At 72.9% G+C, this 14,253-nt stretch carries 13 protein-coding genes; 8 read left to right on the top strand and 5 right to left on the bottom strand.

The features are described from left to right. Nucleotides 1-48: 48 nt before the first annotated feature. From ACQPY4_RS12840 to ACQPY4_RS12820, 5 genes are all read right to left on the bottom strand, one after another. Nucleotides 49-426 (bottom strand): VOC family protein, encoded by a 378-nt coding sequence (locus tag ACQPY4_RS12840; protein ID WP_433335815.1) that lies wholly within the window; start codon nucleotides 424-426, stop codon nucleotides 49-51. A gap of 72 nt (nucleotides 427-498) precedes the next feature. Further along, a complete protein-coding gene (locus ACQPY4_RS12835) occupies nucleotides 499-1,275 on the bottom strand; it encodes a helix-turn-helix transcriptional regulator (RefSeq protein ID WP_433335813.1) in 777 nt (258 codons plus the stop codon). A gap of 20 nt (nucleotides 1,276-1,295) precedes the next feature. After that, nucleotides 1,296-2,249 (bottom strand): alpha/beta fold hydrolase, encoded by a 954-nt coding sequence (locus ACQPY4_RS12830; protein ID WP_433335811.1) that lies wholly within the window; start codon nucleotides 2,247-2,249, stop codon nucleotides 1,296-1,298. A 108-nt stretch (nucleotides 2,250-2,357) separates the two neighbouring features. Beyond that, nucleotides 2,358-4,295 (bottom strand): PhoX family protein, encoded by a 1,938-nt coding sequence (locus ACQPY4_RS12825; RefSeq protein ID WP_433335809.1) that lies wholly within the window; start codon nucleotides 4,293-4,295, stop codon nucleotides 2,358-2,360. 183 nt (nucleotides 4,296-4,478) lie between these two features. Further along, nucleotides 4,479-5,513 (bottom strand): PHP domain-containing protein, encoded by a 1,035-nt coding sequence (locus ACQPY4_RS12820; protein WP_433335808.1) that lies wholly within the window; start codon nucleotides 5,511-5,513, stop codon nucleotides 4,479-4,481. Between the two features lie 81 nt (nucleotides 5,514-5,594). Here ACQPY4_RS12820 and ACQPY4_RS12815 point away from each other — a divergent pair, with 81 nt between their 5' ends. The 8 genes from ACQPY4_RS12815 (at nucleotide 5,595) to ACQPY4_RS12780 (ending at nucleotide 14,245) form a co-directional block, all read left to right on the top strand. After that, nucleotides 5,595-6,884, top strand: a complete 1,290-nt coding sequence (locus tag ACQPY4_RS12815; protein ID WP_433335806.1) for a sensor histidine kinase — start codon at nucleotides 5,595-5,597, stop codon at nucleotides 6,882-6,884. After that, entirely contained in the window at nucleotides 6,881-7,546 is a 666-nt protein-coding gene (locus ACQPY4_RS12810) for a response regulator (protein WP_433335804.1), read from the top strand. The genes ACQPY4_RS12815 and ACQPY4_RS12810 overlap by 4 nt, the downstream gene beginning before the upstream one ends. A gap of 114 nt (nucleotides 7,547-7,660) precedes the next feature. Further along, nucleotides 7,661-8,593: an alpha/beta hydrolase gene (locus ACQPY4_RS12805; RefSeq protein ID WP_433335802.1), complete on the top strand. Its 933-nt coding sequence runs from the start codon at nucleotides 7,661-7,663 to the stop codon at nucleotides 8,591-8,593. Nucleotides 8,594-8,753: 160 nt separating this feature from the next. Further along, a complete protein-coding gene (locus ACQPY4_RS12800; protein WP_433335800.1) occupies nucleotides 8,754-9,899 on the top strand; it encodes an acyltransferase family protein in 1,146 nt (381 codons plus the stop codon). A 40-nt stretch (nucleotides 9,900-9,939) separates the two neighbouring features. Continuing rightward, nucleotides 9,940-10,950: an alpha/beta hydrolase gene (locus ACQPY4_RS12795; RefSeq protein WP_433335798.1), complete on the top strand. Its 1,011-nt coding sequence runs from the start codon at nucleotides 9,940-9,942 to the stop codon at nucleotides 10,948-10,950. Between the two features lie 188 nt (nucleotides 10,951-11,138). Further along, complete coding sequence (locus tag ACQPY4_RS12790) at nucleotides 11,139-12,260, top strand: PucR family transcriptional regulator (protein ID WP_433338904.1); 1,122 nt, start codon at nucleotides 11,139-11,141, stop codon at nucleotides 12,258-12,260. Nucleotides 12,261-12,356: 96 nt separating this feature from the next. Continuing rightward, a complete protein-coding gene (locus tag ACQPY4_RS12785) occupies nucleotides 12,357-13,271 on the top strand; it encodes an ACP S-malonyltransferase (protein ID WP_433335796.1) in 915 nt (304 codons plus the stop codon). Further along, nucleotides 13,268-14,245, top strand: a complete 978-nt coding sequence (locus ACQPY4_RS12780; protein WP_433335794.1) for a beta-ketoacyl-ACP synthase III — start codon at nucleotides 13,268-13,270, stop codon at nucleotides 14,243-14,245. Before ACQPY4_RS12785 ends, ACQPY4_RS12780 begins: the two co-directional genes overlap by 4 nt. Nucleotides 14,246-14,253 lie beyond the last annotated feature (8 nt).

The following is a 14,253-nucleotide window of genomic DNA, read 5'->3' as shown; positions in this document are numbered from 1 at the left end:
TGGCTGAGCGGAGCGAAGGCGTTGCTTTTGGCCTTGGGGTGTGGGTGTTTAGGCGGGGGGTGGGGTGTAGATGCCGAAGCGGTTGCCTGAGGGGTCTTTGATGTGGGCGAAGGTCAGGCCGCTGGGGGCGGTGGTGGGCGGGAAGATGACCTCGCCGCCCAGCTCCTGGGCGAGTTTGCAGGCGACCTCGGTGTCGCGGACGAGGACCAGGAAGGTGGCGTGGTTCTTGTCGGCGTCGTCGGTCGGGGAGATTCCGCCGACGGGGGCCTCGGAGCCGGGGTAGGTGATCAGCTCGTAGCTGCCGCCGTCGGCGGGGTCGAGGGTGAACTTCCAGCCGAACATGCCGCCGTAGAAGTTCTTGGCGGTGTCGGAGTCGTCGGTTCCGATCTGGAACCAGTTGACGGTGTCGTAGGCCGGTGTGGTCATTGAGTGCTCCCCGTTTCGTGTCGTGGTGATCCCACGATCGCGGGTGCGCGCGACAGCCCCCTGTCGGTGTTTTCAGACGAATTCAAGCGGGCGCGTGACGAACCTGTGCTGGGTCAGGTGGTCTTCCAGACGGCGGTCGGGGGCGATCTCGTCCAGGAGGACGGCCCGGCGGACGCGGTCGGGGCGGAAGACGCGGACGTCGCGGCGCAGGCGGCACCAGGCGATGAAGTACCACCGGTCGCCGGTGGCGCTGAAGGCGACGGGCTCGACGACGCGGTCGGTGGCGGCACCCTCGGCGTCGACATAGGCGAGGCGGACCACGCGGCGGGCGCGGACGGACTCCTCCAGGACCGCGGACGTGGGCGTCCGGCGGGGCGCTGGCGTGGACGACTGTGGGGTTGGGGGTCGTGGAGTCGAGCCGGGGGCCTCGTCGGTGTTGAGGGGCTCGTCGGTTTCGGGGTGGGAGAGGAAGCGGATGCGGGCGGCCAGTTCGCGGGCGGACGCGCTGTCGGTCGCGGACATGGCCGTGACGATCTTCTGGAGCGCGGTGCGGGCTGAGGCGGCGAAGGGCGAGCCCTCGGCCCGGTCGAGGGCGACGGCCACCGCGACCGCCTCGGACGGGGTGAAGTTGAGCGGCGGGAGCGTGCGGTCTTTGTCGAGGGTGTAGCCGCCGGAGCGGCCCACGTCGGCGTAGATCGGGACGCCGCCCTGCTGGAGCGCGCCGATGTCGCGCTCGATGGTGCGGCAGCTCACCTCGAAGCGCGCGGCGAGCTCGCGGGCGGTGACCCTGCGGGGCGCGCGGGCCCGCAGTTCCTCGACGAGGGCGTACAACCGGTCGGTGCGGTTCACCCGGCGACCGTACGCCCCGCCTACGACAGTCCGCGCAGGAAGCCGATCATGGCCTCGTTGACCTCCTTGGGACGCTCCTGCTGCGTCCAGTGGCCGCAGCCGGGCAGCCAGACGGTCTCGCGCAGGTTCACCACGAAGTCGCCCATGGAGTCGACGGCGGAGCGGCGTCCTGCGACGACCGGGTCGCGGTCGCCGACGACGAACAGGGCGGGCGGAGTGATCGGGGCGCGGTGCCAGGCGGCGGTGAGCTCCCAGTTGCGGTCGAGGTTGCGGTACCAGTTGAGGGGGCCGGTGAAGCCGCTGTCCTGGTATTCGGTGACGTAGGCGGCGATGTCGTCTTCGGTCAGCCAGTCGGGGAGGACGTCCGGCGACGGGCAGAAGTCGAGGAAGCCGCCGCCCTCGGGGACGATCATGGGGTTGGGCGGCGCGTCGCCGGAGACGGCATAGAGCGTCCGGCGGAAGGTGTCGGCGCGGTCGCGGTCGAGTTCGCGCTCGGGGACGTCCGGCTGCTGGAAATACAGCTTGTAGAAGCCGTCACCCGCCTTCTGCCGGAATCCCGCGATGGGTGGGCGGGACGATCGGGGGCGGTGCGGCACCGACAGGCCGATGACGGCGCGGACCAGGTCGGGACGGAGCTGGGCCGTCCCCCAGGCGACGGGTGCGCCCCAGTCGTGGCCCGCGACCACGGCCGGGCCTTCTCCCAGCGCGTCGACGAGCCCCACCGCGTCGCCGATCAGGTGCAGGATCGAGTACTGGTCGATCTCGGACGGCCCGCCCGTGCGGGCGTAGCCGCGCTGGTCGGGCGCGACGGCGTGGTACCCGGCCTCGGCCAGGGCGGTGAGCTGGTGCCGCCAGGAGTACCAGCATTCGGGGAAGCCGTGCAGGAGGAGGACCAGCGGCCCCTCGCCCGCCTCGGCGACGTGCATGCGCAGCCCGCTGGTGGACTCGACGAAGCGATGCGTGATCTCGACCATGCCCCGACGCTAACCCCCGGGAGGCGACGTCCGCGCGAACGGTCCCTGAAAAAGACCCGGCGGGACGGGAGGGCGTCCCCTCTCGTCCCGCCGGAAACACTCGGCCGGTCAGCTGCCGATCACGCCGCCGTCCTTCTTGCGGATGACGACGGTGGCGGCGCGGGGGCGGCCCGCCGGGTCGAAGTCGGGCCAGTTGCTGACGGCCCTCGGGTTCTCCGGGGTGGGCTTGCCCCAGGCCGTGGTGGCCTCGCCCGGGTGCTGGACGTTGATGAACAGCGACCGGTTGTCGGGGGCGAGGGTGAAGCCGGTGATCTCGGCGCCGCGCGGGCCGGTCAGGAAGCGGCGGATCTCGCCGGTCTTGGGGTCGGACGCCAGCAGCATGTTGTTGCCGATGTTGTCGTAGCCCTTCTCCGCGAGGTTCTGGGACGAGTTGGAGATGTCGGTCTGGATCCAGAGGCGGCCTGAGCGGTCGAAGCCGATGCCGTCCGGGGAGCCGAAGATGTTGTCCGGGCCCAGCTTGACCTTGGGGTCGTAATTGGGGTCCCCGGCGAGCGCGTAGATGTCCCACTCGAAGCGCGTCGCAGTGTGGTCGGCGCCCTTCTCGCGCCAGCGGACGATGTGCCCGTAGGGGTTGGGCTTACGGGGGCCGACGGCGCCGCCGTTGCCCTTGCCGTTGGTCAGCGTGAGGTAGACGTCGCGGTTGTTCGGGTGCACCGCGACCCACTCGGGACGGTCGAGCTTGGTGGCGCCCACGGCGTCGGCGGCCGTACGGGTGCGCAGCATGACGTCCGCCTGGTCCTTCCACCCGTTGGCCGCGGTGAGCGGGCCTTGGCCGAAGGTCAGCGGCAGCCAGACGCCGGTGCCGTCGTCGCTGAACTTGGCGACGTAGAGGGTGCCGTGGTCCAGCGGGCTCTTGCCCTTGCGCACCAGCTTGCGCCAGGGCTCGCTGCCGACGAACTTGTAGACGTACTCGCCGTCCTGGTCGTCCCCGGTGTAGACGACCACGCGGCCCTTGGACTCGGTGACCGTGGCGCCCTCGTGCTTGATGCGGCCCAGCGCGGTGCGCTTGACCGGGGTGCTCTTGGGGTCGGACGGGTCGATCTCGACGACCCAGCCGAACCGGTTGAGCTCCTTGGGGTTCTCGGCAACGTCGAAGCGCTTGTCGACCTTGTGCCAGTCGAGCTCGACGCCCTTGGCGTCGACGCCGTAGCGGGCCTGCTCGGCGTCGGGCTTCCAGGACGCGTCGGTGGTGCCGAAGAGGCCGTTCCAGTTCTCTTCGCAGGTGATGTAGGTGCCCCAGGGGGTGTGGCCGCTGGAGCAGTTGTTCAGGGTTCCCTGGGGCCGCCCCTTGGCGGCCAGGGCCGGGTGGTTCGGCTTGACCGGGCCGGAGAACGTCATCGGCGTGCTGCCGGTGATGCGGCGGTTGTAGCGCGAGTCCTTGAGCCGCCAGCCGTCCTTGTGGCGGGAGATCTTCACGATGCTGACGCCGTGCGCGGCCAGGGCCTTGTCGACCTTCTCGCGCGTGACGGGCTTGTCGCCGTCCTTGTAGAGCAGGACGGGGTCGATGTACTCGTGGTTCAGCACGAGCAGTCCGGTGTCGCCGCCCCGGTTGCTGGGGAAGTAGTGCATGCCGTCGTGGTGCATGCCGATCTGCTGTTCCTGCTCGGCGGCGGTGTTGGAGCCGTCCTTCTTCCACGCCGGGCCGCCGGAGCGGATCGGGGTGCCCCAGGGGATCAGCACCTGGGCGGTGTAGCCCTCCGGCACGACGATCTTGTCGTCCTTGCTGGCGGGGACGGCCTTGAAGCGCAGCAGGCCCTTGCCCTTGCCCCGGGCCGCGACGGTTCCGGCCGTGCGGGTCTCGGTCGACCCGGCGGCCATGCCGCCGGCCGCGCCGAGGAATCCGGCGGCGCCGACGACGCCCCCGGTCCACAGCAGGCCGCGGCGGGTAATGCGCCGCCCCATGACCTCCTGGATCGAGTCGTTCCCCGACGGGTTCGAGCTGTGGTCGTCGGGGTCGGCGGAGCGGCTGGCAGAGTTCTCGGACATGCTGGACCTCGTTCACGGCATTCATGGCCCGGCGGACGCCGGATCGAACAGAAGCCAGTGTGGTGGTGGAAAATCGTCGCTCGGACGACGTCCGGGCTAACAATCGGGCATTTCACCCAAGGCACCACGACCGCCCGACCGTCGTTCACCGGCTGTTCGCCAAATGGACCTCTGGCGGGGCACTCAGCCCTTGGTCCCGCTTTTGGTCCAATCGAGCAACGCCGAGGCGCTCATCGTGTTGACGACCTGGTCAGGGGCCACGGCGCACAGCGCGGCGCGCTCGCAGCCGTAGGGCTGCCAGTCGAGCTGGCCCGGCGCGTGGGCGTCGGAGTCGATCGCGAACCGGCAGCCCGCCTCGACCGCCAGCCGCAGCAGCCGCTTGGGCGGGTCGAGCCGCTCCGGACGCGAGTTGATCTCCACCGCCACGTCGTAGGCGACGCACGCGTCGAAGACCAGCCGCGCGTCGAACTCCGACTCCGGCCGCAGCCTGCCGCGCTTGCCGCCCGCCTTCACGATGCGTCCCGTGCAGTGCCCGAGGACGTTCACGCGCGGGTTCGCGATCGCGGCGACCATCCGCTCGGTCATCGCGACCCGGTCCATCCGCAGCTTGGAGTGGACGCTGGCCACCACCACGTCCAGCCGGTCGAGCAGCTCGGGATCCTGGTCGAGCGACCCGTCGTCCAGAATGTCCACCTCGATACCGGTGAGGACGCGAAAGGGCGCGAGCTCGCGGTTCAGCTCCGCCACGACGTCCAGCTGGCGGCGCAGCCGCTCGGCCGACAGCCCGTTGGCGACGGTCAGGCGCGGCGAGTGGTCGGTCAGCGCGATGTACTCGTGGCCCAGGCTCCGCGCGGTCTCGGCCATCTCGGCGATCGGCGACCCGCCGTCCGACCAGTCGCTGTGGGTGTGCAGGTCCCCCTTGAGCGCCGAGCGCAGGGCCGAGGCCGACTCGTCCATCGACTCGCCCTCGGTCGCCTCCAGGCGCCGCAGGTAGACGGGCCGCTCGCCGCGCAGGGCCTCCTCGATCACCAGCGCGGTGACCTTGCCGATTCCGGACATCGCCGTGAGCGTGCCGTCCCGGGCGCGGTCGGCGAGCTCCCCCGGCGGGGTCTGCTCGACCAGATCGGCGGCCTTGCGGAAGGCGCGCACCCGATAGGTCGGCTCGTGCGCGCGCTCCAGCATGAACGCGATACGGCGCAGCGCTTCGACGGGCTCCACTCCCCGACCGTACCCAGGTATGACCCCGGGGTCGCACCCCGGTGGCATTCGCGCGCGGGCCGATCCCTCTAGCCTGGGCGTATGTCCAGCCAGCTGACCACCCGTCCGGCCTGGGCGGTGCGGGTGGAGCGCGTATTCGGGGCGATCCTGGCGGCGGGCCTGACGGGCGCCGCCGACCCGCCCGCCAAGAACCGGCCCTGGCCGGTCGGGCTGCGCTGGACGCGCTGGATCCTGATCGGGCGCCTGCCGTTCGGCCTGGCGCTGAACGTCGCCGCCGCGCTCCTCGCGGTCGGGCTGCTGGCCGGGACGAACTCGCTGCTGCTCACCGAGGTGCCCAAGCGCGACCCCGGGTACCCCAACGACCTCCTTCTCCTCGCGGCCGCCCTGGTCACGCTGCCGCTCGCGCTGATCGACCGGTACCCGCTGGCGGCCTGGCGGCTGCTGGTGATCGGGATGGCCGCGACCGGCGGGCACAACTGGCTGACCGTGCCCTACCTCCCAGCCGGGACGGCGATCTCGCTGGTCAGCCTGTTCGTGGTGGCGCTGCGCTGTTCCCGCCGCATCACGCTCGGGGTGGGGATCATCTCGGTCGCCGGGGTGTTCCTGGTCGACGGCGGCAGCGCGCCCGGCGCGACCGCGCTGCTGCTCGTCCCGCTCCTGATCGGCTATGCGATCAGGCAGCGGCAGACCTCGCGGCGCGAGCTGGCCGCGCAGGCCAGGCGGCACCGGGAGGCCGAGGCGGTGCTCAAGGAGCGGCAGCGGATCGCCCGCGAGCTGCACGACGTCGTCGCGCACCACATGTCGATGATCGCGATCCAGGCGGAGGCCGCGCCCTACAAGGTCGAGGACGTCCCGGACGAGACCCGCCGCGACCTGGCCGAGATCCGCTCCACGGCCCTGGACGCGCTGACCGAGATGCGGCGGATCCTCGGCGTGCTGCGCTCGGAGGACGGCGCCGACACCGCCCCGCAGCCCAGCCTGGCCCGGCTGGACGAGCTGGTCGCCAACGCGCGCGGCGCGGGGCTGACGGTCGACCTGCGCGCGGCCCCCGACCTGCCCGACCTGCCCTCCGGCGTGGGCCTGACCGCCTACCGGATCCTTCAGGAGGCGCTCAGCAACGCCATGCGCCACGCACCCGGGTCGAAGGTGGTGATCGAGATCGTCCCGGCGGACGGCATACTGCGGATGAGCGTGATCAACGGACCGGCCCGCGACGGCCACGCCAAGGCGCCCTCGCCTCCCGGGCAGGGGCACGGGCTGGTCGGCATGCGCGAGCGGGCCGCGATGCTCGGCGGCGAGCTGACCGCCGCGCCCACCCCAGAAGGAGGATTCGCCGTGACCGCCACCCTCCCCCTCCAGGAGCCGCAGTGACGATCCGGGTGGTGATCGTGGACGACCAGGGCATGGTCAGGACCGGCTTCGGCGTCCTGCTGAACGCCCAGCCCGACATCGAGGTCGTGGGCGAGGCCGTCAACGGCGCGGAGGGCCTGCGGGTCATCTCCGAGCTGAAGCCCGACGTGGTGCTGATGGACGTCCGGATGCCCGTCCTGGACGGCCTGGAGGCCACGCGCACCCTGCTGGGCGGCGACGGCGGCGAGCCGCCCAAGGTCCTCATGCTCACCACCTTCGACCTGGACGACTACGTGTACGAGGCGCTGCGCGCGGGCGCCAGCGGGTTCCTGCTCAAGGACGCCTCGGCGAACGAGCTGGCCGACGCCGTCCGGGTCGTGGCGGCGGGCGACGCGCTGCTGTCCCCGTCGATCACCCGGCGGCTGATCTCGGAGTTCTCCCGGCTCGGCGGGCCGCGCGCGCCCTCGCGCGCCCGGCTGGACGAGCTGACCGAGCGCGAGACCGAGGTGCTCGCGCTGGTCGCGCGGGGCCTGTCCAACACCGAGATCGCGGCCCAGCTGGTGGTCGCCGAGCAGACCGTCAAGACCCACTTCGGCCGGGTCCTGATGAAGCTGTCGCTGCGCGACCGTCCCCAGGCGATCGTCTACGCCTACGAGGTGGGGCTGGTCCGTCCGGGCGACTGAGTCATACCCCGGGTTGACGCCGCAGGACGGCTCCCCGGGGTGATCCGCACGACGACCGGCGGTTCCTAGCGTTCCAGTCAGTGCTTCACCCACTGACCTGGAAGGACACCCGCCGTGCGCACCCGCCGCCCGCTCGCCGCCGCCGCGGCCCTCGTCGCGGTCGCCTCGACGACCGCCGCGACCGGCCGCGCCGAGCTCTACGACGCCCCGCGCACGTCCCCCGTCCTGTCGGCCGCGCCGCTGGACGCCCGCTACGCCGCCGTGCGCCGCGACATCGAGGCCGCCAGGACGACCGCGGCCCGCGTCCACGACGGCGACCGGTCCCGCGCGCTGTCGGCGTTCCTGACCGGCGGACGGCGCTTCCTGTCCTTCGACGCGCGCGGCGGCGGCCGGGCGGTGGAGGTCTTCGGCGACCTCGCCACGGCCGACCGCGTGGCCGTCGTCGTCCCCGGGGCCGACGGGCGCCTCACCAACTTCGACTCCTGGAAGTGGGCGGGCGGCGGCGCACGGGCGCTGCACCGGCAGGCGGGCGGACGGCTCGCCGTGGTCGCCTGGCTGGGCTACGCCTCACCGTCCACGCTCAGCCCGTCCGTACTGACTCCTGGCCGCGCCACCGGGGGCGCCCGCGAGCTCGGACGCTTCGTCACCGGCCTGCACACCGTCAACGGCCGCGCCCGGGTCGCGCTGCTGTGCCACAGCTACGGGACGGTCGTGTGCGCCAAGACCGCGAGCCGCCTCGGGGCCCTACCTGTGGACGCGATCGCGCTCTACGGGAGCCCGGGCGTCCCAGCCGCGTCGGCGGCCGACCTGAAGACCACCGCCCGCGTCTGGGCGGCCCGCTCGGACGGCGACTGGACGGAGTACGTCCCCAAGGTCCGGTTCCTCGGCCTGGGCCTGGGCGACGACCCGGTCGCGCGCTCGTTCGGCGCCCGCCGCTTCGACGCCGGCTCGGGGACGCACGCCGAGTACCTCAAGCCGGGCTCGCGCTCACTCCACAACCTCGCGCTGATCGCCCAGGCCCGCGACCAGGAGGTCCCCCATGCCTGACACCCACCCGGCGCTCACGGCCCGAAACAAAACCGCCACCCACACCACCGCGAACTCACCCGCAACCACCACCCACCAGAGAACCGCCTCCCCGCCAGACAGCGACCAGAGGGCCTCCGCGCGGCGGGGGCTTGTGGGGCGGATTGAGGCGGCTACGCCGGTGGGGCGCGAGCGGACGGTCGACGCGCTGCGGGCGGTGGCCATCCTCGGCGTGGTGCTCGGGCACTGGCTGGTCACCGCGTTCGTCGCCACCGGGGACGGTCTGCGGGTCGCCAGCCCGCTGGCCGCGATGCCGTCGCTGGCTCCGATCTCGTGGGTCCTCCAGACGCTCGCGGTGTTCTTCCTGGTCGGCGGGTACGCGGCGGCCAAGGGACTGCGTCCGGGCGAGCCGTGGGGGTCCTGGGCGCGGCGCCGGACGGCGCGGCTCCTTCGTCCCGTCCCCGCGCTGCTGCTGGTCTGGCTCGCGGCCATGGCGGGTCTGATCTGGGCCGGGTACACGCCGGACACGCTGCGCGGCCTGGGCAAGCTCGTGCTCAGCCCGCTGTGGTTCCTGGCCGTATACGGGGCGCTGACCGCGCTCACCCCCGCGATCGTGGCCATGTGGAAGCGCCTGGGGCTGTGGGGCGCGGCCGTCCCGGTCGCGGCGACCGCGCTGATCGACCTCGGGCGCTTCGCCCTCGGGGGCCCGGAGTGGATCGGCTGGGCCACGCTCCTGACCGGCTGGCTCGTCCCCTTCTACCTCGGCGTGGCGTGGGCCAACGGGGCACTGGCGTCGCGTCGCGCCGCAGCCGGGCTGCTGGCGGGCGGTGCCGCCGCCACGGCCGCGCTGGTCGCGGGCGCGGGCTACCCGGCGAGCATGGTCGGCGTCCCGGGTGCCGAGATCTCCAACCTCAACCCGCCCACGCTGGCCGCCGTCGCGTTCGGCCTCGCGCAGACCGGGCTGGCGCTGCTGGCCCGCGAACCGCTGGGACGGCTCGTCCGGCGTCCCCGGGTCTGGGCCGGGGTGGCGCTGGCCAACCTCTCGGCCATGACGATCTTCCTCTGGCACCAGACCGCGATGATGGCGGTCACGATCGGCCTGGGCGGGGCCGCCGGTTCCCTTCCCGGCCTTCACACCGCCCCCGGGGAGCCCGGCTGGGTCGCCGCACGGCTGGCGTGGCTGCCGGTCTTCGCGGCCGTGCTCGCGGCGATCTGGACCCTGGCGAAACGGTTCGAGCGCCCCCGGCGCGAGATTGACCCCAACCCGAAGGCCGTTCCGTACATCTCATCAGTGACCGCCGTCCGAACACGCACGACGATCACCTGATGCTCGGAGCATCCTCCGGCGTCCGGTAGAAAGGCGGACCATGCCGCCGCCTCGAAAAGCCACGCCCGCGACCCTGCGCCGACGGCTGCGCAGGGCCGTGGCCTGCGCCGTCACCATCGCGGGCGTCCTGCTGACGACCGCGGGCACCGGCCACGCCGACCCGTATGCCGCGCCGGGGCCCGCCCCGTCGATGGCGCCGTCCACGCTGGACGCGCGGTTCGCGGCCGAGCGCGGCTCGATCGAGAAAGCCCTCGGCACCGCCCACAAGATCGGCGACCATGACCGCGCGAAGGCGTTCGGCGCGTTCCTCAAGCCGGGACGGCGGTTCCTGCACTTCGACCCCCGGGGACGCGGCAAGGCCATCGAGGTCATCGGCGACATCACCCGCGCCAAGCGCATCGCGATCCTGATCCCGGGGGCCGACACCACCCTCACCACCTTCGACCGCCGGGCCGACAAGCCCTGGTCGACGCCGGGCGGCGGCGCCCGCGAGGTCCACCGCGAGGCCCACAAGATCACTCCCACCCCGGAGCTGGCCGTGGTCGCCTGGCTCGGCTACGCGGCCCCCAAGACCTTCAGCAGCGACGTCCTCACCGACGAACGCGCCAACGAGGGCGCGCGCGAGCTGCGCACCTTCCTGACCGGCCTGCACCGGGTGAACCGCCAGGCCGAGGTGGGTCTGCTCTGCCACAGCTACGGCTCGGTGGTCTGCGGCCGCGCCTCGATCCGGGGCCGCGGCCCCGCCTGGCGCAAGGTCACCGACATCGCCCTGTTCGGCAGCCCCGGCACCACCGCCTGGACGGCGGCCAAGCTGAGCCGCTCGGCGCGCGTCTGGGCGGGACGCGGCTCCACCGACTGGATGGAGGACGTCCCCCACGTGCGCATCTTCGGCCTGGGCCTCGGCCCCGACCCGGTCTCGCGCCGCTTCGGCGCCCGCGTCTTCGACGCCGGCTCGGGCGGCCACAGCGACTATCTCGCGCCCGGCTCCACGTCCCTGCGCAACCTCACCGGCATCGCGCTCGGCCTCCCGTCCCAGGTCACGGCCGGATAGAAGCCCCGCTCCCCCGCCGCCCCACCGGCAGCGCGCCCGGGCTTCCGTCCCAGGTCACGGCCGGTTGGAAGGCCCGTGCACGCGCCGCCCATGGCGCCACTTCGCCGGGGTGATGGCACCCTTGGGGGGTGGACACCACTGAGGAGGCCGCGCTCCGGAAGGCGACGACCGAGCGCCTGGAGAAGGCCATGGGCACGTTCGGCACCGCCGCGCTGGCCAGCATGGAGCGCAAGCTTCCCTGGTTCCGGCGCATGCCCCCCGACCAGCGCTCGTGGATCGGGTTGGTCGCCCAGGCGGGCATCGCGGCCTTCGTGGAGTGGTTCAAGAGCGCCGAGCAGTCGCGTCCGGCCATCGCGGGCGAGGTCTTCGGCACCGCGCCGCGCGAGCTGCTGAGGGCGATCAAGCTCCAGCACACCATCGACATGATCCGAGTGATCATCGACGTGGTCGAGACCCGGCTGGACGAGCTGTCCGCCCCCGGGGGCGAGGCCCAGCTGCGCGAGGCCATCCTCCGCTACACGCGCGACGTCGCCTTCGGCGCCGCGCAGGTCTACGCGCGCGCCGCCGAGACCCGCGCCGCCTGGGACGCCCGCCTCGAAGCCCTGGTGGTCAACGCCGTCCTGCGCGGCGAGGTCGACGACGGCATGCACTCGTGGGCCGCCGCGCTCGGCTGGTCGTCCAAGCCCGTCACCGTGATCGCGGGGCACACGCCCGAGCGCGAGGACCCCGAGGTCACCATCGACCAGATGCAGCTGGCCGCGCGCCGCGCGCGCGCCGACGTGCTGGCCGGTGTCCAGGGGCAGCGCGTCGTGGTGATCGTCGGCGGCGACACCGACCCGCTGGAGGCCGCCCGCCCGATCGCGGCCAAGTGCGGTCCGGGCCCGGTCGTGGTCGGCCCCCGGGTGAACGACCTGTACGAGTCGACCACGTCCGCCCGCGCGGCCCTGGCCGGGCTGCGCGCCGCCGCCGGTTGGCCGGACGCCCCGCGTCCCGTCCTGGCGTCCGAGCTGCTGCCCGAGCGGGCCATCGACGGCGACGACGCCGCCCGCGGCTACCTCGTCGACGAGGTCTACAACCCGATGATGGCGGCCGGGGCCCCGCTCCTGGACACCCTGACCACCTACCTCGAACAGGGCTCCTCGCTGGAGGCCACGGCCCGGCTGCTGTTCGTCCATCCGAACACGGTCCGTTACCGGCTGCGCCGCGTCAGTGAGCTCACCGGCCTGTCCCCCACCGACGGCCGCAACGCCTTCACGTTGCGCATCGCGCTCGTCCTCGGACGGTTCGCGAGCCGTCCGGACCGCCCCTGACGCCCCGCCGCTTGTAGGGGTCGTACAAAGGGCCCTCACCAAACTTCGTGCCGATCAGCATCGGCACCGGGTGCCTCCGGCGGGCAGGCTTGGCGTGTGATCCTCCTCGCATCGCCCGGCCAGGGCGCCCAGACCCCCGGATTCCTGCAGCCGTGGCTCGAGGTACCCGGCGTCGCCGACCGGCTGGCCTGGTGGTCCGCGGTCACCGGGCTCGACCTGGTCCGCTACGGCACGACCGCCGACGCCGAGGAGATCCGCGACACCGCCATCGCCCAGCCGCTGCTCGTCTCCGCCGCGCTGGCCGCCTACGAGGTCCTCTACCCGGGCGACGCCGTCCCGGACGTCGTCGCGGGCCACAGCGTCGGCGAGCTCGCCGCCGCCGCGATCGCCGGGGTCGTCTCCCCAGAATCCGCGCTGGTCCTGGTGCGCGAGCGCGGCCGCGCGATGGCCGAGGCCGCCGCCGTCACCGAGACCGGCATGACCGCCGTCCTCGGCGGCGAGACCGACGAGGTCCTCGCCGCGATCGACAAGCACGGCCTCACCCCCGCCAACGTCAACGGCGCCGGGCAGATCGTCGCCGCCGGGGCCGTCGAGGCCCTGGCCGCGTTCGCCGAGGACCCGCCCGCCAAGGCCCGCCTGAGGTCGCTCTCGGTGGCCGGAGCCTTCCACACCGAGTACATGGCGCCCGCCGTGGACGTCCTGCGGCGCCTGGCCCCCGGCATCACCGTCGCCGACCCCGGCCCCAAGCTCCTGCAGAACCGCGACGGCGCCGTCGTCGGCACCGGCGACGACTTCCTGGCCCGCCTGGTCGAGCAGGTCAGCGCCCCCGTCCGCTGGGACGCCTGCATGGGCACCATGAAGGATCTGGGCGTCACCGGGATCATCGAGCTGCCGCCCGCCGGGACGCTGGCCGGGCTGGCCCGCCGCGAGCTGCCCGACCTCGAGCGCGTGACGCTCAAGACCCCCGACGACCTCGACAAGGCCCGCGCCCTCATCGAGGCGGGCAAATGACCCCCACCCCCACCCCGCTGCGCGTTCCGGCCGTCACCGCCGGTTCGCGCGTGCTCGCGTTCGGCGACTACCGTCCCGCGCGTGTCCTGACCAACCTCGACATCGAGAAGATGGTCGAGACCGACGACGAATGGATCCGCAGCCGCGTCGGCATCCAGGAGCGCCGCATCGCCGGTGACGACGAGGGCATCGTCGAGCTGGCCGTCCAGGCGGGCGGCAAGGCCCTGGCCGCCAGCGGGCTCACCACCGACGACATCGACCTGGTGATCCTGGCCACGTGCTCGGCCGAGTCGCCGATGCCCAACCACGCCGCCCAGGTCGCCCACAAGCTCGGCATCCAGGCCCCCGGCGCCTACGACCTCAACGCCGCCTGCGCCGGGTTCTGCTACGCCCTCGCCGCCGCCGACGCCGCGATCCGCACCGGCCAGGCCCGCAACGTGCTGGTCGTCGGCTCGGAGAAGATGTCGCAGTGGCTCGACTGGACCGACCGGGCGACCTGCATCATCTTCGCCGACGGCGCGGGCGCGGCGATCGTCGGCCCCGCCGAGGCCCCGGGCGTCGGCCCGGTCGTGTGGGGCAGTGACGGCGCCCAGTACGACAAGATCATCATCGATGACCGGCACTCGTTCATCCGCCAGGAGGGCCAGGCGGTCTTCCGCTGGGCGACCACCGCCATCGCCCCGGTCGCCCTCCAGGCCTGCGAGCGCGCGGGGATCTCCCCCGACGAGCTCGCCGCCGTCGTCCCGCACCAGGCCAACCTGCGCATCGTCCGGGCCATCGCCCGGGCCGTGAAGGCCACCAACGCCGTCGTGGCCGAGGACATCGTCCACTCCGGCAACACCTCGGGAGCATCCATCCCGCTCGCTCTTTCCCGAATGATCGAACGCGGCGACGTCCCGTCCGGCGCCCCGGCCCTGCTGATCGGGTTCGGTGCCGGACTGGCCTACGCTGCCCAAGTCATCCAGATCCCGTAGACGCTCGC

Source organism: Spirillospora sp. CA-294931 (assembly GCF_050946795.1).
Taxonomy (GTDB): domain Bacteria; phylum Actinomycetota; class Actinomycetes; order Streptosporangiales; family Streptosporangiaceae; genus Spirillospora.
This window is presented reverse-complemented; position numbering and strand designations above follow the sequence as displayed.